The 19,674-nt window shown below is 68.4% G+C and carries 18 protein-coding genes; 11 read left to right on the top strand and 7 right to left on the bottom strand.

The window, feature by feature from the left end; genetic code table 11:
- The 5 genes from AB4Y64_RS06275 (at window position 1) to AB4Y64_RS06255 (ending at window position 3,858) form a co-directional block, all read left to right on the top strand.
- Window positions 1–417, top strand: a complete 417-nt coding sequence (locus AB4Y64_RS06275; RefSeq protein WP_441815579.1) for an ACT domain-containing protein — start codon at window positions 1–3, stop codon at window positions 415–417.
- Between the two features lie 85 nt (window positions 418–502).
- Window positions 503–1,282, top strand: coding sequence for a pimeloyl-ACP methyl ester esterase BioH (gene bioH, locus AB4Y64_RS06270; protein ID WP_441815578.1), 780 nt, complete (start codon window positions 503–505; stop codon window positions 1,280–1,282).
- Window positions 1,279–2,193, top strand: coding sequence for a malonyl-ACP O-methyltransferase BioC (bioC, locus tag AB4Y64_RS06265; protein WP_441815577.1), 915 nt, complete (start codon window positions 1,279–1,281; stop codon window positions 2,191–2,193). The genes bioH and bioC overlap by 4 nt, the downstream gene beginning before the upstream one ends.
- A complete protein-coding gene (locus AB4Y64_RS06260; protein WP_441815576.1) occupies window positions 2,190–3,182 on the top strand; it encodes a multidrug resistance efflux transporter family protein in 993 nt (330 codons plus the stop codon). The genes bioC and AB4Y64_RS06260 overlap by 4 nt, the downstream gene beginning before the upstream one ends.
- 58 nt (window positions 3,183–3,240) lie before the next feature.
- Entirely contained in the window at window positions 3,241–3,858 is a 618-nt protein-coding gene (locus tag AB4Y64_RS06255; protein ID WP_441815575.1) for a hypothetical protein, read from the top strand.
- Here AB4Y64_RS06255 and AB4Y64_RS06250 read toward each other — a convergent pair.
- The 4 genes from AB4Y64_RS06250 to AB4Y64_RS06235 form a co-directional block, all read right to left on the bottom strand.
- Window positions 3,828–5,342 (bottom strand): ArnT family glycosyltransferase, encoded by a 1,515-nt coding sequence (locus AB4Y64_RS06250; protein ID WP_441815574.1) that lies wholly within the window; start codon window positions 5,340–5,342, stop codon window positions 3,828–3,830. The two genes, AB4Y64_RS06255 and AB4Y64_RS06250, sit on opposite strands and share 31 nt — an antisense overlap.
- A 141-nt stretch (window positions 5,343–5,483) precedes the next feature.
- Window positions 5,484–5,912, bottom strand: a complete 429-nt coding sequence (locus AB4Y64_RS06245; protein ID WP_441815850.1) for a ketosteroid isomerase-related protein — start codon at window positions 5,910–5,912, stop codon at window positions 5,484–5,486.
- Between the two features lie 193 nt (window positions 5,913–6,105).
- Window positions 6,106–7,104, bottom strand: coding sequence for a threonine ammonia-lyase (locus AB4Y64_RS06240; protein WP_441815573.1), 999 nt, complete (start codon window positions 7,102–7,104; stop codon window positions 6,106–6,108).
- 9 nt (window positions 7,105–7,113) lie between these two features.
- Window positions 7,114–8,043, bottom strand: coding sequence for a DMT family transporter (locus AB4Y64_RS06235; protein ID WP_441815572.1), 930 nt, complete (start codon window positions 8,041–8,043; stop codon window positions 7,114–7,116).
- 208 nt (window positions 8,044–8,251) lie between these two features.
- Here AB4Y64_RS06235 and AB4Y64_RS06230 point away from each other — a divergent pair, with 208 nt between their 5' ends.
- The 5 genes from AB4Y64_RS06230 (at window position 8,252) to AB4Y64_RS06210 (ending at window position 13,959) form a co-directional block, all read left to right on the top strand.
- Window positions 8,252–8,797 (top strand): hypothetical protein, encoded by a 546-nt coding sequence (locus AB4Y64_RS06230; protein WP_441815571.1) that lies wholly within the window; start codon window positions 8,252–8,254, stop codon window positions 8,795–8,797.
- 680 nt (window positions 8,798–9,477) lie between these two features.
- A complete protein-coding gene (gene mnmG / locus AB4Y64_RS06225) occupies window positions 9,478–11,367 on the top strand; it encodes a tRNA uridine-5-carboxymethylaminomethyl(34) synthesis enzyme MnmG (protein ID WP_441815570.1) in 1,890 nt (629 codons plus the stop codon).
- A 194-nt stretch (window positions 11,368–11,561) separates the two neighbouring features.
- Window positions 11,562–12,878, top strand: coding sequence for a sialidase family protein (locus AB4Y64_RS06220; protein ID WP_441815569.1), 1,317 nt, complete (start codon window positions 11,562–11,564; stop codon window positions 12,876–12,878).
- The gene (locus AB4Y64_RS06215) at window positions 12,875–13,303 is read left to right on the top strand and encodes a GFA family protein (RefSeq protein ID WP_441815568.1); all 429 of its coding nucleotides are present in this window, start codon (window positions 12,875–12,877) and stop codon (window positions 13,301–13,303) included. The genes AB4Y64_RS06220 and AB4Y64_RS06215 overlap by 4 nt, the downstream gene beginning before the upstream one ends.
- A gap of 98 nt (window positions 13,304–13,401) precedes the next feature.
- Window positions 13,402–13,959, top strand: coding sequence for a dihydrofolate reductase family protein (locus AB4Y64_RS06210; RefSeq protein WP_441815567.1), 558 nt, complete (start codon window positions 13,402–13,404; stop codon window positions 13,957–13,959).
- A 383-nt stretch (window positions 13,960–14,342) separates the two neighbouring features.
- Here the strand turns inward: AB4Y64_RS06210 and AB4Y64_RS06205 are convergent, their stop codons facing one another.
- The 3 genes from AB4Y64_RS06205 to AB4Y64_RS06195 form a co-directional block, all read right to left on the bottom strand.
- Window positions 14,343–15,893, bottom strand: a complete 1,551-nt coding sequence (locus AB4Y64_RS06205) for a phospholipase D-like domain-containing protein (protein WP_441815566.1) — start codon at window positions 15,891–15,893, stop codon at window positions 14,343–14,345.
- A gap of 15 nt (window positions 15,894–15,908) precedes the next feature.
- On the bottom strand, window positions 15,909–18,431 hold the full coding sequence (locus AB4Y64_RS06200) for a type II secretion system protein GspG (RefSeq protein WP_441815565.1): 2,523 nt from the start codon (window positions 18,429–18,431) through the stop codon (window positions 15,909–15,911).
- A 111-nt stretch (window positions 18,432–18,542) separates the two neighbouring features.
- Window positions 18,543–19,040, bottom strand: coding sequence for a M48 metallopeptidase family protein (locus tag AB4Y64_RS06195; RefSeq protein ID WP_441815564.1), 498 nt, complete (start codon window positions 19,038–19,040; stop codon window positions 18,543–18,545).
- A 72-nt stretch (window positions 19,041–19,112) separates the two neighbouring features.
- On the opposite strand from AB4Y64_RS06195, the gene AB4Y64_RS06190 reads away from it, so the two are divergent.
- A complete protein-coding gene (locus AB4Y64_RS06190) occupies window positions 19,113–19,667 on the top strand; it encodes a DUF2058 domain-containing protein (RefSeq protein ID WP_441815563.1) in 555 nt (184 codons plus the stop codon).
- The last annotated feature ends 7 nt before the right edge of the window (window positions 19,668–19,674 follow it).

The following is a 19,674-nucleotide window of genomic DNA, read 5'->3' as shown; positions in this document are numbered from 1 at the left end:
GTGAGCGGCGAGCGCGACCTCGCGCGCCTGCTCGCCAGCCTGCAGGTCACCGCGCGCGACGGCGAGTTCGTCTTCGTCAGCCGGCCCGTCGCAGATCCTGGCCTGGCGGCGCTGTCGGAGGCCAGCGTCCGCGAGGACGAAGGCGTCACCTACGTGCTGCCCCGCGCCAAGGCCGATGCCCTGCGCCTGTCCTACGACTTCCGCGCCGCCTGGCTCAGCCTGGGCGTGCATTCGGCGCTCGAAGCGGTCGGACTGACCGCAGCCGTCGCCACCGCGCTGGCGCGGCACCAGATCCCCTGCAACGTCCTGGCCGGCTTCCACCACGACCACCTGCTGGTCGCGGCGGAACGGCGCGACGAGGCGCTTGCAGTGCTTTCTGCGCTTTCAGCGCTTTCGGTGCAGGCGTCGGCGCGCTGAGCACGGATAATCAGCTGCCGGGATGATTCCCGGCACGGACGCCATCCCCCACGCCGCAAGGCACCCGGTTCCAGGGCAACACAACATGTACATCGAGACGCGCGGGCAAGGTCCCGCGCTGGCAATGATTCACGGCTGGGCCATGCACGGCGGTCTGTTCGCGCCGCTGGCCGACCGCCTGGCCGAGCGCTACACGCTGCACCTGGTCGACCTGCCCGGGCACGGCAACTCGCGCGACGACACCACCCCGCTGCAACCGCAGGCGCTGTCGGCGCAGCTGGTCGAACGCGTGCCCGATGCGGTCTGGCTGGGGTGGTCGCTGGGCGGGCAGTTCGCATTGCGCGCCGCGCTCGATTTCCCGCGACGCGTACGCGGCCTGATCATGATCGCGTCGTCGCCGCGGTTCGTCGCCGACAACGGCTGGCCGCATGGCGTCACGCCGCAGTTGTTCCGCGATTTCGGCGATGCGCTCAGTCGCGATTTCCGCGGCACGCTCGAGGGCTTCCTCGCGCTGGAGGCGCTCGGTTCGCCGCATGCGCAGGAAGAGCTGCGCAGCCTCAAGGTGCAGGCGTTCGAGCGCGGCGAGCCGGCCGAGCGCGCGCTGCAGGAGGGGTTGGCGCTGCTCGACGGTCTGGATCTGCGCGCGGAGCTGCCACAGTTGCAGGTGCCGAGCCTGTGGATTTCCGGGCGTCGCGATCGCCTCGTGCCGGCCGGTGCGATGCCCGCCGCGGCCGCGTTGGCGCCGAACGCGCGCAGCGTGGTGATCGCGCACGCGGGGCACGCGCCATTCCTCGGTGCGACGGATCAGGTGGCGAAGGAAATCGACGCGTTCATGGCCGACGAGGCCGCGCAGGTGCCGGCATGACCGACCTGTTCGACCACCGCCAGGTCCGCCGCGCCTTCTCACGCGCCGCGCACGGCTACGACAATGCCGCCGCGTTGCAGCGCGAAGTCGCCTCGCGCCTGATGGAACAGCTGGACTACCTCGACGATCCCGCGCTCGACCGCGCGCCGCCGCAGGTCGTGCTCGACGTCGGGTGCGGCCCCGGCCATGCCAGCATCGCGATGCAGAAGCGCTGGCCGAAGGCCCAGGTGGTCGCGCTCGACCTCGCCCAGCCCATGCTGCGCGAGACCGCCCACAACGCCGGTGGCTGGCGGCCGCGATTCCTCGGCGGCGCGCGTCCGCACGCGGTCTGCGCCGACGCGCGCGCGCTGCCGCTGCGCGATGGCAGCGTCGACGTGCTGTTCTCCAACCTGTGCCTGCAGTGGGTCGAGGACCTGCCGTCGGTGTTCGCCGGGTTCCGCCGCGTGCTCAAGCCCGACGGTCTGATGCTCGTGTCTACCTTCGGTCCCGGCACGCTGCATGAACTGCGCGGCGCCTTTGCCGAAGCCGACAACGTCCAGCACGTCAGCGCATTCGCCACGATCGCCCAGTTCGGCGACGCCCTGATCGCCGCCGGTTTCAAGAACCCGGTGCTCGATCGCGACGAGTTCGTGCTCGGCCACGCCGACCTGGGCGAGCTGATGCGCGAGCTGCGCACGCTCGGTGCCACCAATGCCAACCTCGATCGCCGCCGCAGCCTGACCGGCCGCGCCCGGTTCGCCCGCGCCGCACAGGCTTACGAGCCCTGGCGTCGCGACGGCCGCCTGCCGGCGACCTGGGAAGTCATCTACGCCCACGCCTGGGGTCCGCAGCCGGGCACGCCGATCCGCGTCGGCGGCGTCGACGAAGTGCAGGTGCCGGTGAGCCGGATCCCGATCCGGAAACGCACGTGAGCGGGCGCCGACTGGCGCTGGCGGCGGTCGCCATCGCCCTGGCCTCGGCGTTCTTCTTCACCTGCACCTACGTGCTCAACCGCGCCGCCGCGGTGGAAGGCGGGCACTGGGCATGGACCGCGTGCCTGCGCTACCTGATCACGCTGCCGCTGATGCTGCCGGTCATGCGCCTGCAGGGCGGCATGGCGCCAGTGTGGCGCGCGATCCGTGCGCACCCGGGGCCGTGGCTGTTGTGGAGCGGCATCGGCTTCGTCCTGTTCTATCTGTGCCTGAGTTTTGCGGCGTCCAGCGGCCCATCGTGGCTGGTGGCCGGCACGTTCCAGCTGACCGTGATCGCCGGGATGCTGTGCGCGCCATTCCTCTATCGCGATGCGCGCGCGCGGATCCCGCTGCCGGCATTGCTGACCGGGATGCTGGTGGTGGTCGGCGTGCTGTTGATGCAGTTCGGCCACGGCGGCGGCGCTCTCGATCGCGATGGCTGGATCGCGCTGGTGCTGGTTGCCGTGTCGGCGTTCGCTTACCCGCTCGGCAACCGCGGGCTGCTTCTGCACCTGGAGAAAGCCGGCGTCGAACTCAATGCCACCCAGCGCGTGTTCGGCATGACCCTGGCCAGCCAGCCGATGTGGCTGGTGGTGGCCGCGTTTGCGTGGGCCGGCACGGGCCTGCCTTCGTCCGGACAGGTCTGGCTGGCCGGCGGTGTGGCTCTCGGCGCCGGCGTGATCGCGACCGTGCTGTTCTTCCAGGCCACCGGCATGGTGCGCAACGACCCGACCGCACTGGCCGCGGCCGAGGCGATGCAGGCGGCGGAGATCCTGTTCGCCACCGTGATCGGCGTGCTCTGGCTCGGCGAGCAGTGGCCGCAGGGGCGTGCGCTGGGCGGCGCGGTGCTGGTGGTGGTCGGCATCGTGGTCTTCAGCCTGGTTGCCGCACGCGCGGCCGCCGGCGACCGGCGTGCAACACAGGAACTGCGCGGCGATCGCGGCGCGTAGCCGCGACGGCCGTTGGCGGCGCGCCCGTCGTTCAGGCGGGGCTGGTTAGATTCGCACCATGCCGCGCAGCCCACACTTCATCCGTCGCCCACTGCTGGCCTTGGCGTTGATCTGCAGCGCGACCGCCAGCGTGCCTGCCCTTGCCCAGGACCGGTTGCTCGAGCAATGGGGCATCGACGCCGGCGCCCTGGTCGGCGATGGCCGGCAGATGCTGCTGCGCGCACCCGATGCCAGCATCGACGGGCTGTTCCAGGCGATCCACGCAGGCGCGCAGTCGCCGCAGGACGCGCGGGTCATGTGTGAGCTGTTCGATCCCGGCGCCGAGCGCACGCTCGACGGCTACAACCAGATTGCCTCGCAATTGAGCCAGGCCAGCCGCGTGCGCTTCGCCAATGCCGTCGCCGATTTCTTCGTCGCCGCAGCCCAGAGTCCGCCACAACCCTACGACCCAGCGCTGGCGATGCAGGCATTGAAGGCCGCGGGCGTCCGCGCGGCGATCCTCAACGACGGCTTCCTGGCCGGGCTCAACGGCAACGACCACCCGGCGCGATGCCGCTCCGTGGGCGCACTGCTCGACTCGCTGCAGACGCGGCCGGTGGCCGAACGCGCCTCGGTGATGCGCCTGCTGCTGAGCCAGGGACTGGACTACCTGGCCGTCGCCGGCGGCGGGCGCTGATCGGCAACGTGCTCCACCTGGAACATCACCCGTTTCTGGTAGGGCGTTCCCAGCAGGCTGGCCCGGTAGCCATAGGAGGCGATGCGCGCCTGCACGACCGGCCAGTCGGCCTGCTTGCACACCCAGACCACGCCGGCTTCGTGTTCGCCCAGTTCGACGTCGAGCGGTTCGTCGTAGGCCGGGTTGAAGCGCGGCTGCGGTAACGCGTCCAGCGAGATCTTCTCGACTTCCGTGCCGGTGCCCAGGTGCAGGTGCAGGCCATAGCGGGCCATGTCCTCGACGAACACCACTTCGTGCACGTCGCCAGGCGCACGTTCGCGGATGGCATCGGCCCAGGCCGACGCGTCCTTGTGGGTCGGCCACCAGGCCAGCGCCAGCTTGAGCGAGAGCAACACAGCCACCCATGCCAGCAGCCACGGCCAGCGTGGCAGCGAGCGACCCTCGCGCTGCCATTGCAGGGCAACGATGCAGGCCATCGGCAAGAACAACGGCAGCAGGTACAGCGGCATGCGCGAACGCGAGAGGCAGAACACCACCAGCGGCAGCAGCAGCCACAGCGCTGTCAGCAGCCAGGGCGCATCGGCCTGGCGTTGTCCGGCATCGCCCCGCCATCGACGCGCGAAGGTGGGTATCGTGCGCGCCCAGCGCCACAGTGCCGGCGTCCACGGCAGCGTTCCGAGTACGACGGTTGGCAGGTAGATCTCGAGCCAGCCGTACCACTCGCCATGGCGGCCGAACTCGCGGGTGGCCACGCGGTTCACCACCTCATCGCCGATGAAGTAGTGGAACAGTCCTGGATTGCCGTGGAAAACCGCGAGGTACCACGGCAACGCCAGCACCACGAACAGCACGATCCCCGACCACTGCAGGGTCCGGTGCAGGCGTCGGCCGGGCATCAGGGAATCGAACAGCAGCACGACTGGCAGGGGAATCAACCCCGGCGGTCCCTTGGTGACGAAGGCCAGCGCGAAGCCGACCCACATCAGCGCGATCCACCGCCGCGGATGCCGCCCGGTGCCGAAGCGCGCTTCGACGAACGCCCACATCGCCAGCGCCTCGCACGCGGCCAGCACATAGTCGGTGGTGATCAGCTGCGACGCGCCGACCGTGAACAGCATGGAGGAATAGGCAAGCGCCGCCGCCCGTTCGCTGCCAGGCGACAGCCTTCTGGCGATGCGCCAGGCAAACCAGACGCACAGCAGGTACGACAGCGCCGCCGGCAGGCGCGCGGCCCAGGGATTGGCGCCGAACACGGCCACGCTGGAGGCAATGGCCCAGTAGGTCAGTGGCGGCTTGGTCCAGTGCCCGACTTCATGGTTGCGGTGCGGGTTGAGCCAGTCGCCGCTGTGCAGCATGTTCAACGCGACGTTGGTGTAGCGGCCCTCGTCGGGATCCCAGATGCCGCGCGTGCCGAGAAAACACAGCGCCAGCACCACCGACATCGCGGCGATCCAGAGCGACGGGGAACGCAGAGCGTTGTGCATGCAGACTCGAAGGCAGCCTTGGCTGCGACACTCTAGTGACGGAAACGTAAAGAGACTGTCGGAACGCGTGGCGCCTGGAGCCTTCCCGCCTGCGAGTCACACACGCAATCGGTCACACGGGCGAGAGCGGAACCGGGCGGATCAGCCTCCGACCTGGGCGATCCAGTCTTCGAGGTTGTAGTAGTTGCTGACGCGCTGGATTCGGCCGTCGTGCACCTCGAAGAATGCACCGCCAGGCAGTACGTACTTCTGTCCGCGCGCCTGCGGCAGGCCGGAATCGCTGGCCACGTACTCGCCGTGGACAATGTATTCGGCGGCGGCGCGGGCGCCGTCGGGGGAGACCATGACGACGATGTCGTGCAGTTGCTCGCGATAACTGCGCGCCATGCGCTGCAGGAACGAAGCGAAGGCCTCGCGACCGATCTCGCGCGGGCCCTGGTTGAGATCGTGGATGATGCCGTCGCCCAGCAGTGCCAGCATCGCGTCCCAGTCGGCACGGTTGAACGCGGCGTAGTACGCCAGGATCAGCTCCGTGGCGCGGTCGTGACTGCGCGTGCCGTCGATCTTCATCATCGCGTGTCCTTGCGGGGATCTGGCGCCGTCGAGGGTGGCCGGCATGGCGATGATAGCGGTGCAGCGGGTGCCCGCGAATGTGATCCCTGCCGCCAAAGCCCGAAAGGGCACGCCTTCGCACGGCCGCCAGACCGTGTTAACGCGGCTCCGACACGCGCGACCTTCCCCCGGTGCTCCGCCGCAGGCGCCGTCAGCCGCGCGCGAACAGCTCCGGCAGCGCATCCGGGTCGACGTTGCCCCCGGAAAGAATGATGCCCACGCGCAGGCCGGCGAACAGGTCCTTGCGGGTCAGCACCGTGGCCAGGGCCAGGGCCGAGGACGGTTCGATGGTCTGCTTGGTGCGCTGCCACAGCAGGCGCATGGCAGCGACGGTGTCGCGATCGTCCGCCGTCAGGACCTCGGCGCCGTGCCGCTTCAGCAGGGCGAAGTTGGGCTCGCCAACGAGCGTGCGCAGGCCATCGCAGATGGTGTCGGGGGTGAACTGGGCGATGCGCTCGCCGCGCTGCATCGACTCCCACGTGTCGGCCGCGCCGGTGGGCTCGGCCAGGTACAGCTTCGTCCGTGGCGACAGGGCGGCAACGCTGAGCGCCGTGCCCGATGCCAGGCCACCACCGCCGACGGGGACGATCAGCGCATCGAACGAAACATCGCCCGACAGCAACTCCAGCGCCGCCGTGCCCTGGCCGGCGATGACGCGGGCATCGGCATACGGGTGCACCAGCTCCGCGCCGGTCTCGGCCTGGATCTGCGCGCACTTGGCTTCGCGGGCCGCGGTGTTCGCCGCGCAGCGGTGCAGCACCGCGCCATAGGCCTGGATCGCCGCGACCTTGGCCGCGACCGCGCCCTCGGGCACGACCACGTGGCAGGCGATGCCACGGGTACCCGCGGCCAATGCCAGTGCCGCGCCGTGGTTGCCGGAGGAATGGGTGACCACGCCGCGCGCAGCGTCGGCCTCGCTCAGCGACCAGATCGCATTGCAGGCGCCTCGAAACTTGAAGGCGCCGGCACGCTGCAGGTGTTCGGCCTTGAAATGCAGCTCACAGCCGGCGATCGCATCCAGGCTGCGCGAGCGCAGCACCGGGGTGACATGGGCGTGTGGTGCGATGCGTGCGGCGGCAGCCAGCACGGCATCGAAATCGGGCGCGACAAAAGCGCGCTGCGCGGTCTGCGCGGGGGCGGCGTTGTTCATGCGCAGATGCTAGCGCGACGGCGGCCGATTGAGCAGGCTGACCGCCGCCGACCCGGCGACCACCAGGGCCGCGCCGATCCAGCCCAGCGTGGTGATCCGCTCCGGGGCCAGCCATTGCGGCCACAGCGCGTGCACCGCCGCGGCGGCGGCAATGCACAGCAGCGGCGTGGTGGCGAGGATCGCCGACACCCGCGATGCCTCCCAGTGCGCCAGCGCTTCGGCGAATGCGCCATAGGCGCCAATCGTGTTGAAGGCGCAGTACATCAGCATTGCCCAGTGCACCGCGTCCAGGCGCAGCAGCGTGGCCGGATGGGCGAACGGCAGCAGGGCCACGCTGGCGAAGGCGTAGATGAACAGCAATACCTGCATCGAGCCCAGGCGCATCAGCAACTGCTTCTGCAGCAGCGCATAGACTGCCCAGACGATCGCGCCGACCACCACCAGCGCCGAGCCCAGCACATAGCCGGGTGCCCGCGCGCTGGCGGCCAGCTGGTCGGCGAAGAACAAGCCCATGCCGGCCACGAGCAGGCCCAGGCCGAGCCACTGCGCGGCGCGGAAACGCTCGCCGAACACCCACACCCCGCCCAGCGCCATCAGCAGCGGCGCCAGCTGGATCAGCAGCTGGGCGTTGGCCGGCGTGGTGTGCTGGACGCCAAGCAGATAGAAGACGTAGTTGCCGACCAGCATCACCGCCGCCAGCGCCAGCATCGCGCCGCCACGGCGGCCGAGCTGGCCGTACCCGCCAAGCTTGCCGCGAGCGCCGAGCCAGGCCGCGGTGACCACGGCCGCCACCAGGAACCGGAACCAGGTCAGGGTGATCGGGTCGAGGACCTCCAGGACCAGCTTCAGCGCAACCGGCAGCGTCGCCCAGCACAGTGCGGTGACAAGGGTGAGCAGCAGTCCCAGCCGCCACTGGCCGGACGCACGGTGCAGGGTCATCGGGCTCTCGCAGACATGGGGCTCTCGCCGAAACAAAGCGTGGCATGCTGGCAGCTGGCTGCGGGCACGGCAATGCGGTTGGATGGAATGCCGGGTTCCGCGGCGCAGCTGAACGCCGTTGCGGTCGCCGCCGTGCAGCGGGAAAAATTAAGGCCGAGTTCAATTCCGCGGCCTGATGCTGACGGCCTGCCCTGGGGGGTTCCGCATCATGATCCGCAAACTCGTTCTTCCAGTACTCGCCACGCTGCTGCTGGCGGGCTGCTATACCGACTACGCCTACCGCGGCCATGGCGGCGCGGGCGACTATTACTACGGCCAGCCCAGCGTGCAGTACCGCTACTACGGCGGCTACGGTGGCGGTTACGGCGGCTACTACGGTGGCTGGGGTGGCTACTACGGCAATCCGTATGGCTACGGCTACCCCTATCGCTACGCCTATCCGTATCGATACGGCTACGGCCCGTACGGCTACCCGGGTGGCCGCTATCCGGGCTACGGCTACGGTTACCCGGGCTACTACGGCCATGGCCATGGCCACGGCAACTACCCGAACCGTCCGGGTCGACCGTCGTGGAGTGGCCAGATGCCCCAGCCGGGCACGCAGCCCGGTCCGCGTCCGGGCGGCCAGCCCGGCGTCCGCCCCGGCGGCGGACGGCCGCCCAATGCGAGCAACGAACCGCGCCCGATGCCGCGCCAGGACGCGCCCAGGACACCGACGCGCGGTCGCGAACACGCACCGCGCCAGGAACCGTGACCCCGCCACGTTTGGGCTTGCGCAAGCTAGCGGCAATTCACATTTTTCTGCTTGCGTCACGGCGCGACTGACGGCAATCTGCGGACATTGACCGATTGCGTCGCTTTTGGACGTAAATCGCAAAGCGGCTCCGCTTCTATGTCGGCGCCCGGCGAGGAACCACGGATCCCCCCTGTTCCGTCCCCGTCGGGCGTCGGCGCCTAATCCGGCCCAGCGCGCACCGCGCGGCCCTGCAAATCGCAAGCCGACACCAGGCCCGCCAACGCGGGCCTTCGTCTTGTCCGGATATCAAAGAAAGGCCCCTCGGCCCCACTGAGCCCCCACTGGAGGCCCAGCCCCCTTGGTAAGGGGGCGCGGCGGCAGCCGCAGGGATTGGGAAGGGCATCCACGGGGCCCAAGGTTTGCACAGCAAACTTTGGGTTTTTATTGCCTGCGGCAATAAAAAAAGGGGGCCGAACGTCCCCCGACATTCGGCCCCCCGGCTTCCCCCGCGAGCGCTTGGCCAGCCCCTGTTCCAATTCCGGCCGGCGATGAGCGCCTGCCCCGCTGGGTGCATTAGATACAAAGCACGAACCGTGCCAAGTTTCACGTTGGATTCAGGCTGACCGGCAGGGCAAAGCCATGTGGCCTAAAATTCAGCAGCGGCCCGAGTTGCCCACCCGCATTGCCCCCAGGATTCGATGAGCCAGAACTTCTACCAGTACGACGTGATCGTGATCGGCGGCGGCCATGCCGGCACCGAGGCCGCGCTCGCGTCGGCCCGCGCCGGCGCCCGCACGCTGCTGCTGACGCACTCGGTGGAGACGGTGGGCGCGATGAGCTGCAACCCGGCCATCGGCGGCATCGGCAAAGGCCACCTGGTCAAGGAAATCGACGCACTGGGCGGCATCATGGCGCGCGCTGCCGACGCGGCCGGCATCCAGTGGCGCCGGCTCAATGCGTCCAAGGGCCCGGCCGTACGCGCCACCCGCTGCCAGGCCGACCGCTCGCTCTATCGCGCCTTCATCCGGCGCGCGGTCGAGAGCCAGCCCAACCTGACCCTGTTCCAGGCCGCGGTCGACGACATCGTCTTCGCCGACGGCCGCGTCGCCGGTGCGGTCACCCAGACCGGGCTGCGTTTCGAAGCGCCTGCGGTCATCCTCACCGCCGGCACCTTCCTCGCCGGCAAGGTCCACGTCGGCCAGACCACCTATGCCGCCGGCCGTGCCGGCGACCCGCCCGCCGTCGCCCTGGCCGCGCGCCTGCGCGAAGGGCCGTTCGTGGTCGACCGCCTCAAGACCGGTACGCCGCCGCGCATCGACGGCCGCAGCCTCGACTACTCGGTGATGGAAGAGCAGCCCGGCGACGACCCGCGCCCGGTCATGTCCTTCATGGGCAGCCATGCCGACCAGCCGCGCCAGGTCTCGTGCTGGATCACCCATACCAGCGAGCAGACCCACGAGATCATCCGCGGCGCGCTCGACCGTTCACCGCTCTACACCGGCCAGATCGAAGGCATCGGCCCGCGCTACTGCCCCTCGATCGAGGACAAGGTGGTGCGCTTCGCCGAGAAGCCCAGCCACCAGATCTTCGTCGAGCCCGAGGGCCTGGACGTCGCCGAGATCTACCCCAATGGCATCTCGACCTCGCTTCCGTTCGACGTGCAGCTGGCGCTGGTGCGGTCGATCCGCGGTTTCGAGAACGCCCACATCACCCGCCCGGGTTACGCGATCGAGTACGACTTCTTCGATCCTCGCGGGCTCAAGTCGACGCTCGAGACCAAGGCCATGGCGGGCCTGTTCTTCGCCGGCCAGATCAACGGCACCACCGGCTACGAGGAGGCTGCCGCGCAGGGCCTGCTCGCCGGCGTCAACGCCGCGCGTTTCGTGAAGGGCCAAGAGGGCTGGTCGCCGCGTCGCGACGAGGCCTATCTGGGCGTGCTCGTCGACGACCTGATCACCCACGGCACCAGCGAGCCCTACCGCATGTTCACCTCGCGCGCCGAATACCGCCTGCAGCTGCGCGAGGACAACGCCGACGCGCGCCTGACCCCGGTTGGACGCGAACTCGGCCTGGTCGACGACGCCCGCTTCGCCCGCTTCGACGCCAAGCGCGAAGCCGTGGCCCGCGAGAACACGCGCCTGGGCGCGGTCTGGGCCGCGCCGGGCAACGCGCTTGGCCGCGAGGCGATGAGCGCGCTGGGCATCGAGATCAGCCGCGAAACCAGCGCGCTGGACCTGCTCAAGCGTCCCGAACTCGATTACGCGAAGTTGATGCAGGTGCCGTCGCTCGGCCCTGCGGTGGACGACGCCGAAGTGGCCGAGCAGGTAGAGATCGGCGTGAAGTACGCCGGCTACCTCGACCGCCAGCGCGAGGAGATCGCCCGCCAGCAGCGCCACGAGACCACGGCGATCCCGCACGACTTCGACTACGCCGCCGTGCGCGGCCTGTCGGCGGAAGTGCAGGGCAAGCTCGAGCGCGTGCGTCCGCAGACCATCGGCCAGGCGCAGCGCATCCCGGGCATGACGCCGGCGGCGATCTCGTTGTTGCTGGTGCACCTGACCCGCGCCCGCCGCGCCCGCGTGGCCTGATCGCGTCGTCGCCCGGCAGTCAGCAGGCGCGCAGTCAGGCCGAATGCTGGCGCCGGAACTCGCCCGGCGAACAACCGGCATCGCGCTTGAAGAACTTGATGAAGTTGGCCGCCTCGCCGAAGCCGAGCTGCTCGGCGCCTTGGCGTACAGGGCGGGTATCCCCCTCGACGGCACTAGGAGTTAGGCTTGCCCCGATGAAGCCCAGCCTGATCCTGCCCCTGCTGTTGCTGCTGCCGGTTGCATGCGACCGCACGGCCACGCCCGCGGACGAAGCGGCCACCGCAACCACCACCGCGACCACCAGCGCGTCGCCAGCGCCGGCGAAACCCGAGGCGGTCGCGGCGGCCACGGCCGAACCGTGGACACTGCCGTCGGGCCAGGCTCCGGCGGCGCAGCCCGACCTGGTGCGCGCCCCCGACGGTTCCCTCGTGCTGTCCTGGATCGAGACCGACGGCGACGCGCATGCGTTGAAGTTCGCGCGCCAGGTGAACGGCAAGTGGAGCGATACAGGGCAGATCGCGCGCGGCGACGACTGGTTCGTCAACTGGGCCGACACGCCGCATATTGCAGTGACGGCCGATGGCGCGCTGTGGGCGCACTGGTTGAAGAAATCGGGCAAGGCGCCGTATGCATACGACGTCGCACTGGTGAGGTCCGGCGACCAGGGACGCACCTGGTCGAAACCGGTGCTGGTGAACGACGACGGCATGCCCTCCGATCATGGCTTCGTATCGCTGTGGCCGGCGGGCCCCGACCGTATCGGCGTGGCCTGGCTCGACGGCCGCAACAGCGGCGGCGGCGATGGCGGACACGGAGGGCATGAAGGCCACCACGGCGGTGCGATGACGTTGCGCGTCGCGTTCTTCGACGCATCGCTGCAGCGGGCCGACGAACGCGAACTCGATGCAATGACCTGCGACTGCTGCCAGACCGACGTCGCTCTCGGCGGCCGCGGCCCGCTGCTGGCGTATCGCGACCGAACGCCCGACGAGATCCGCGACATCGCCGTCACCCGTTTGCAGGACGGCGCGTGGACACCCGCGCACGTGGTCCACGCCGACGGTTGGAAGATGCCCGCCTGCCCGGTCAACGGCCCGGCCGTCGTCGCCGACGGCGATACCGCGCTGGTCGCGTGGTACACCGCGGCCGGCGACATGCCGGCGCTGAAGATCGCGCGCAGCAACGATGCCGGCGACACCTTTGCCGCACCTGTGACGGTAGACCAGGGCATGCCGGTGCAGGGAAGGGTCGACCTCGCACTCGACAAGAACGTCGCCTGGGTGCTCTGGATGCGCGAAGACGCCGGCGTGCAGTCGCTGCAGCTGGCGCGATACGCACCCGACCTCGGGCGCGAACTGCAGCGCGTCGAAGTGGCGCGGCTGCAGGGTCGCGGCCGCGCCACCGGTTTCGCCCAGCTCGCATTGGCCGATGATGGCGCCTATGTCGTGTGGACAGACGTCGTCGACGGTAAGCCGCGGCTGCAGGGCCAGCGCTACCGGCTGGCACCGTGAGCCCGGTCGTCCACGCCAGTTGCCATTGCCGGCGCCTGGCCGTGGAGGCCACGCTGACCCGGCCATTGCACGACTACGCCCCGCGCGCGTGCGACTGTGAGTTCTGTACCCGGCATGGCGCGGCATGGCTGACCGATCCGGCGGGACGGTTGCGAATGCGCCAGCAAGACGGCAACGCAGCGCTGCACTACCGGCACGGATCGGATCAGGCCGAGTTCATTGCCTGCGCAAGCTGCGCCGTGCTGGTGCTGGCGACCTACCAGAACGATGGTCGTCTATACGCAGCGCTCAACGCCAGAACAGTCGAGGGTGCTCCGGGTTTCGCACCCGAACAGACCGCGCAACCGCGATTGCTGCCGGCCGCGGAGAAGGCGACCCGCTGGCAACAGCTGTGGTTTGGCGACGTCAGGATCGAGATTGCATAGGCGAACGTGGCCCGTCGAACGCAACGCCAGATCAGGTCATTCTGCCGGTTTGGTGGAAGTTATAGAGTCTTCGGACGTTCCCATCCGAGGGTATCGAATTGAAGACGCAGTACTACACCTCCTCCAGTCTTGACGGCTTCCTCGCTACGGAAGACGACTCCCTCGAATGGCTGTTCCCGCTGGCCGATATCGAGCAGACGAGCTATCCATCGTTCATCCAGGGCGTCGGTGCGATCGCCATGGGATCGGCCACTTATGAGTGGATCATGCGCAACGCCAAGGCGGTTTCGGAGCAGACGGGATCGGCCTGGCCCTACGCACAGCCAACCTGGGTTTTCACCAGTCGAAAGCTTGCGACGGTTGCCGGCGCAAACGTCCATTTCGTCGAGGGCGATGTGAAAGCGGCCCATCAGCAGATGCTCATGGCTGCTGGCGGCAGGAATGTCTGGGTGATGGGAGGCGGAGATCTCGCCGGGCAGTTCCATGACGCCGATCTGCTGGACGAGATCATCGTCCAGATCGGCTCGGTAACGCTGGGACAAGGAAAGCCGCTTTTCCCGCGTCGGGTTCTGAGTCCGCGCCTGTCCCTCGAATCGGTGGCTCAGGTCGGAACGGGGTTTGCCGAGCTGACGTATCGCGTGTCGAAGACCAGGTAGACGTCTCGCCAACCAGAACCAAGGGCGGAGTACAGGACGCCGCCCTTGGCAGTCGAGCTACAGCGAAATACTAGTAACCGCAGTACCAGCCGTTGCCATCGCCCTCACCGACACAGAGGCATCGAAGTAGCCGATCTCAACTTCATACGCCCGCCGAGCTGACGCAATAGTGCTGGTTGCAAGCAGCGTGACCGCGAGCGAAGACCAGAACACAACGCGACGACTTCCTTTCATGGCAAATCCCTCCATAGGCCGCCTCATGCGTTCGCGCGCTAATCCGCTTGCCTGCGCCGACGACGCCAGGAGCAAGAGAGATAGGCATACCAGTCGCATCGCCGGGTCCTGATGTGGAATGGGTGGTATCCGACCACCGCCCGGCAACCTTACGTACCGTCCGGGTCCAGTGCCAGGTCCCACTGCCTCTGGTACGAGCGCAGCGGACCACCGAAGGGATACGGCGCGCAGGCGCAGCCCCGGACAAACCGGCCCCAGCGCGTCGGCGGCGGCGGGTCGCTGCAAACCATCAGGCGGTCCGGCTGTGAAGGCTCGCCGGCCTCGGTGTCCATGCGGAACAGCAGGGTGTTCCCCGTGTCGACCCACAACGCGCGGCCCTGTTCGAAATCGTCGACCTGCTCGGCCGTGACCGGCCGCGCCGCGGTTGGAAGATGCTTGAGCCACAGGCGCTTGCGCAGCTCGCGCACCCAGCCGCGCGCCGGGGCTTGCGTGTCCACCACGCCCACGCCCAGCTCGCCGTCGTGCGAGAGACCGCGACGATTGAAGTTGGCCGAGCCGATGACGGCCATGGTGTCGTCGAAGATCCACATCTTCGAGTGCAGCCAGTAGCAGCGGTCCTGTCCGCCCTTGTAAGCCCACAGCGAGATCTTGTCCGGGAAGCGCGCGGCGATGCGGCGCACCAGGTCGCGGCGGCGCTGGTTGGTCTGGAACAGTTCGCCCTGCACCGTGCCCACGCCCGTCGTCAGCACCAGCATGTGCTTGAAGCTCGGCCGGGCGATGGCTTCGGCAAGCGCCTGCAGCAGTTCTTCCTGGCCGCCCATGGCGGCAGAGGCGACGAAGTACTGCTCTTCGACATAGATCGACTCGCGCGTCGCGCGGATGGCCTGGACCAGCAGATCGTGGATCGACGACTCGCCCTTGGGCGCGAAGCTGAACTCGCTGCCGTTCTCGACATCGCGCATGACCTGGGCCATCGACGCGCGCGCATTCTCCGGGCGCAGCACGGTCAGCGGGATGCCGGTGCAGGGGTTGCCATAGGTGCGTACCACCTGCACCGCCCGCGCCGTACCCGCACGCGCGTTCACCACGGCGCGCGGCGTCCCTGGAATCGGAGTGCTGCGCTGGCTGGCGTGGCTCCCCCAGCGCGCTGCGAGCGTGGCGTACACGTCGTGGGCGGCCGGTCCGCGCAGTTTCACCTGCACGTCGTGCCACGGCGCCCGCTTGCTCACGGGATCGGCCAGCCGGTCGCGACCGATGTCCATGCCGCCCACGAAGGCGGTCACGCCGTCCGGGGTCAGCACCGCGGCGGCCTTCTGGTGGAAGCAGCCGGGCAGTCGCGTCCGGTCGTCGAGGATGGCGGCGCAACCCGGTTGCCGCCGCAGCCAGTCGGCCGCGGGCGGACTGGGATTGCCGTGATGGCCCGACAGGAGCACGCAGACGCGCGCGCGGGCGGCGCCGGCCTGCTTGAGCAACTCACCCACCGTCTGCTTCGGATCGTCTCCGAGCGGCGTGTCCAGATCGATGCTCCAGCCGGCAAGCAGCACCACGTTGCCTTCGCCGGCCGTGCGAAGCGCGTCGCCGAGCGCGCGGTAGTAGTCGACGTAGTGGATGTAGGCGGTGACGTCGTTGTTCTCGCAGGCCGCAGGCGGCTGCCCGCGGCGCGCCTTGGCGATGAACCAGCGGTCCAGCAACTCGCTCATGGCTGCCGCCCTGGGCTAGGCGATGTCGACCGGCTTGGTGTCGACCTCGAGGTCGATGCCACTGGTGGGCGTGTATTCGAACCAGCTTGCGACGAGCGACGCGCCTGCCGCCGAGGAGATGTCGGCATCCAGCTCATCGCCGCCCGCGGCTGCGTCCGCGCCGAAGGAGATGAGGTCGTAGTCGTTGCCGCTGCCCGGGATGTCGTAGACAAGGTCGTTGCCCCAGGCATCGGGATCGGGCGCACCGCCCGGCAGGTCGGCGAGCGTCGCGGGATAGTGACCCTCGTCGACGCGGAACTGCTCGATCTGCGCGATGACCGTTTCCATGTTCTCCCAGGTCCGCCGTTGCTGCGGGTATAGCAGCGGGCGCGCGTGCTTTTCCGGATTGGCCGGCGGGATCCCCATGTAGTTGGTGCGCGCGAAATTTGCGATCTCCTGCGCGATGGGCAGGTACGGCGAAGTGCCCGGACCCTGCAGCGAGCCCGTCTCGACCAGGCGCGTGAAGTCTTCTTCGTAGCCGGGCCGGATGGTCAGCACCACGCGCATGTAACCGGCACGCAGGAAGCGCTGGTGCTCCGGGTCCGCGCACTCGAACAGCAACTTGTCGCGGCCCTGGTTCTCCGAACCCCAGAAATAGGCATAAGGAAAGTAGAGCAGGTTCTCCCACTCCACCGCCTGCTGCACGAACTTGACCAGCTCGCCAAACAGCAGCGCCTCCGCCCAGTCGGCTTCGACGATGCCGGTGAAGGTGGGGGAGTCTGCGACCGGCCCCGGATTGCCGGTCATGTGGAACTGCTCGTTGGTGAGCAGTCGATCGATGGTCTTCTGCACGCTGCCGGGCGCGTTGGAGTAGCCGCTGGACGGACCCAGCAGCCAAAGCATGATCAGGCGCAACATCTCTTCTCGCTCGATGCGGCGCAGCGAAAGCGTGTCCTTGGCAGTGAGGTCGCGCCAGAGACGGTCGCGCTCGACCTGCAGCCGGCTCATCCGATCCTGGTACTGGGCGCGTGCCGCGGCGTGGATGGCGTCCCACACCCGTCGCCGCCAGTCCACGTAGACCGCATGCGTGCGCGAGTACGTGACATCGAGTACCAGCGCGGCCGACAGGATGGTCTGGTACATGCATACGCCGGTGAGATGGCCGGTGGCGCCCTTGAAGTGGTTGAAGTCGCCGATCGCTTCGTTCAGCGGGAACGCCGGCGGCTTGTGAAAGATGGTGTTGCCGCTGTACCAGCGGAAGTGCCACGCTTCGCCGGTCCAGCGGTTGATGTGCGCGGTGGCGGTGGCGGCAAGGAACTCGTAACCCGCGGGTACATCAAACTCGAACTTGAAGTAGCCGACGTTGTGCCGGTCGTCCTCGGCGATCGGCCCGATCGTATTGCTCAGGCTCTGCTTGACCTGCTCGTCGGGGAGGTCGGGCAGGCCCAGCGCGCCGACCTTTTCGCCCTCGTCCACGTAGTTGAGCGTGGTGAGGTCCTCCGGCTGCAGCGCGAAGACAAACGGAACCTGCAGTTCGGCATCGATCGCGGCCAGTCGCCGCCAGCGCGCCCACAGCCGTACTCCCGGGGTCGGGATGGCGACGTCGTAGGTCATCCGCAGGCCATAGCGGAAGAGGTCGGTCTTCCACTTGCGCATCATCTTGTAATAGTCGATGCGCCGCGCATTGGCAGTGGGGTTGGTGATCGTGCGGAAGCTCCTGTCCTCGGTGCCCTTGCTGCTCTCGAGCTTGATGGAGACCTTGTGCTCCTGGCGCGAGCGGGCCGAGGCCTTCTCCGTCACTTCCTTGATCTGGTGCATCGAACTGCTCAACGAGTCGTGGGTCTCGTTGTTGTTGTTCAGGCCAAGGGTGGTGGTCAGCGACACCGGGCCATAGCTGCCGGTGAGCGTGGAACCGAAGCTGAGCGCATCGGCATGCCGGGCCTCGTTCTGTGTCGACATCGAGGCGTCCGTCTTCTCGGCGACGCCACGCTCGCTGTAGCTCTCGAAGGCGTCCTGGACGATGTCTTCGTAGGTCTGGGAAGACGTCGACCACTCCTTGTGCGAAACCGTCACTGTCTCGCCGGGCGCCATCGGCACGGTGAAGACGAGTTCGCCGCGTTCCACGCCCGCCGGGTACATCTCCAGGCGCTCCAGGTGCAGGCGGCCGACCGGAGACACCTTGATCTGCTGCGCGAAGGCCTCCCGCACCATGTCGAAGGCGCCGGTGCGCTGGGTGCCGCGCAGTGCGGCCACCTGGTCGGCGATCGCGACCAGGCGCTCGGCCGGCACGCGCGCGAGGCCGGCGGCGGCCTCGAGGTGCGAAGCCGTCTCGAGCTGAGCCACGGCGTGCAGCGTCTCGCGAACACCGGGATCGTGCGCAGTCGAGTGTTCCCGCAGGCGCTGCAACTCCGGCGACGTGACCCGCAGGGCGCGCACGAACGCCAGCTTGCGCAGCGCGCCTTCAGGCTGCGCCGCGGCCGCTTCCTGGTCGTTGGCCGTCAGCTTGGTGGTGACGTGGTTGGCGGTGAACAGAAGCCGCTTGCTGTTGGTCCGTTCCATCGAATCGCTCCTTTGCCATCCGTGGAATGAACACGGCCATTGGGATCGAACGCGATGGCGCGGACGCACAGGCCACCTGTGCGGACTCGCCGACGGGCGGTTGCGGCAGCCCTATTTCTGCGCGATATCCAGATGCGTCAGGTAGAGCCGCAGATCGAACTCCAGCTGGTGGTAGTCCGGTTCCATGTGCGCGCACAGCTGATAGAAGGCCTTGTTGTGTTCGGCTTCCTTCATGTGCGCCAGTTCATGCACGACGATCATCTTCAGGAACTGCGCGGGCGCATCACGGAACACCGTGGCGATGCGGATCTCGCGGCTGGCCTTGAGCTTGCCTCCGTGTATCCGCGAGATCGCAGTGTGGGTTCCGAGCGCGTGCTTCATCACCTGCAGCTTGCTGTCATAGATCACCTTGCCCAGCGGCACCGACTTGCGCAGGTGGCGGTCCTTGAGCGCCTGCACGTATTCATAAAGCTGGCCGTCGCTGCGCACGGCGTGCGGCTGGGGGTACTTGCCGGACAGCACCGTGCCCAGTCGATCCTGTTCGATCAGTTCGCGCACCCGAGCCTGCAGGTGCTGCGGATAGCCGGCGAGGTACTTCAGGTCTTCCATCGGCGGGGATCGAGGCGGGAGGCGGGGTCGGTGGGTATGATGGGCCGGAAATCCACGGCAAGAAACCGCGACATGGCAAAGGCGAATCCGCTCCAGGAACAGCTGCTCAAGGCCGGACTGGTCAAGAAGTCCAAGCTGGCCGAGGTGGCGCGCGAGCAGAACAAGGCCCGGCACGCCAAAGGCCCGTCTGGGCCGAGCGAGATCCAGCTGGAAGCCGAGCGGGCGCGCGCCGAGAAGGCCGAGCGCGACCGCGCACTGGCGGCAGAACGCAAGGCGCAGGCGCGCATCACCGAGCTTCGTGCCCAGGCGCGACAGATCATCGAGGACCGCAAGGTGCCGCGCTCGGGCGAGAGCGAGTACCGCTTCACCGCGGACGGCGCCATCCGCACGTTGCTGATCGACGGCGACCTGCGCAAGAAGCTGTCGTCCGGCGTGCTGGTGATCGCCCGCATCGACGAACGTTACGAGCTGCTGCCACGCGCGGCCGCCGACAAGGTGCGCGAACGTGATGACAGCATGATCGTGCTCGATCATGGCCAGGACGCCAGCGCCGAGCCCACCGCGGCTTCGTCTGAAGACGACGAGTACTACGCGCAGTTCAAGGTGCCGGACGACCTGATCTGGTGATCGCGCG

The organism is Lysobacter sp. TAF61 (assembly GCF_052113485.1).
Lineage (GTDB): Bacteria > Pseudomonadota > Gammaproteobacteria > Xanthomonadales > Xanthomonadaceae > Lysobacter_J.
The sequence above is the reverse complement of the archived record's forward strand: the minus strand, read 5'-3'. Positions and strand labels throughout refer to the sequence as shown.

Bases quoted from the DNA above. Each gene is read 5' to 3' on its own strand.
- bioH (WP_441815578.1), top strand. From the start codon at position 503: ATGTACATCGAGACGCGCGGGCAAGGTCCCGCGCTGGCAATGATTCAC.
- AB4Y64_RS06220 (WP_441815569.1), top strand. From the start codon at position 11,562: ATGAAGCCCAGCCTGATCCTGCCCCTGCTGTTGCTGCTGCCGGTTGCA.
- AB4Y64_RS06195 (WP_441815564.1), bottom strand. From the start codon at position 19,040: ATGGAAGACCTGAAGTACCTCGCCGGCTATCCGCAGCACCTGCAGGCT.
- AB4Y64_RS06190 (WP_441815563.1), top strand. From the start codon at position 19,113: ATGGCAAAGGCGAATCCGCTCCAGGAACAGCTGCTCAAGGCCGGACTG.
- AB4Y64_RS06245 (WP_441815850.1), bottom strand. From the start codon at position 5,912: ATGAAGATCGACGGCACGCGCAGTCACGACCGCGCCACGGAGCTGATC.
- bioC (WP_441815577.1), top strand. From the start codon at position 1,279: ATGACCGACCTGTTCGACCACCGCCAGGTCCGCCGCGCCTTCTCACGC.
- AB4Y64_RS06200 (WP_441815565.1), bottom strand. From the start codon at position 18,431: ATGGAACGGACCAACAGCAAGCGGCTTCTGTTCACCGCCAACCACGTC.
- AB4Y64_RS06255 (WP_441815575.1), top strand. From the start codon at position 3,241: ATGCCGCGCAGCCCACACTTCATCCGTCGCCCACTGCTGGCCTTGGCG.
- AB4Y64_RS06230 (WP_441815571.1), top strand. From the start codon at position 8,252: ATGATCCGCAAACTCGTTCTTCCAGTACTCGCCACGCTGCTGCTGGCG.
- AB4Y64_RS06250 (WP_441815574.1), bottom strand. From the start codon at position 5,342: ATGCACAACGCTCTGCGTTCCCCGTCGCTCTGGATCGCCGCGATGTCG.
- AB4Y64_RS06205 (WP_441815566.1), bottom strand. From the start codon at position 15,893: ATGAGCGAGTTGCTGGACCGCTGGTTCATCGCCAAGGCGCGCCGCGGG.
- AB4Y64_RS06235 (WP_441815572.1), bottom strand. From the start codon at position 8,043: ATGACCCTGCACCGTGCGTCCGGCCAGTGGCGGCTGGGACTGCTGCTC.
- mnmG (WP_441815570.1), top strand. From the start codon at position 9,478: ATGAGCCAGAACTTCTACCAGTACGACGTGATCGTGATCGGCGGCGGC.
- AB4Y64_RS06240 (WP_441815573.1), bottom strand. From the start codon at position 7,104: ATGAACAACGCCGCCCCCGCGCAGACCGCGCAGCGCGCTTTTGTCGCG.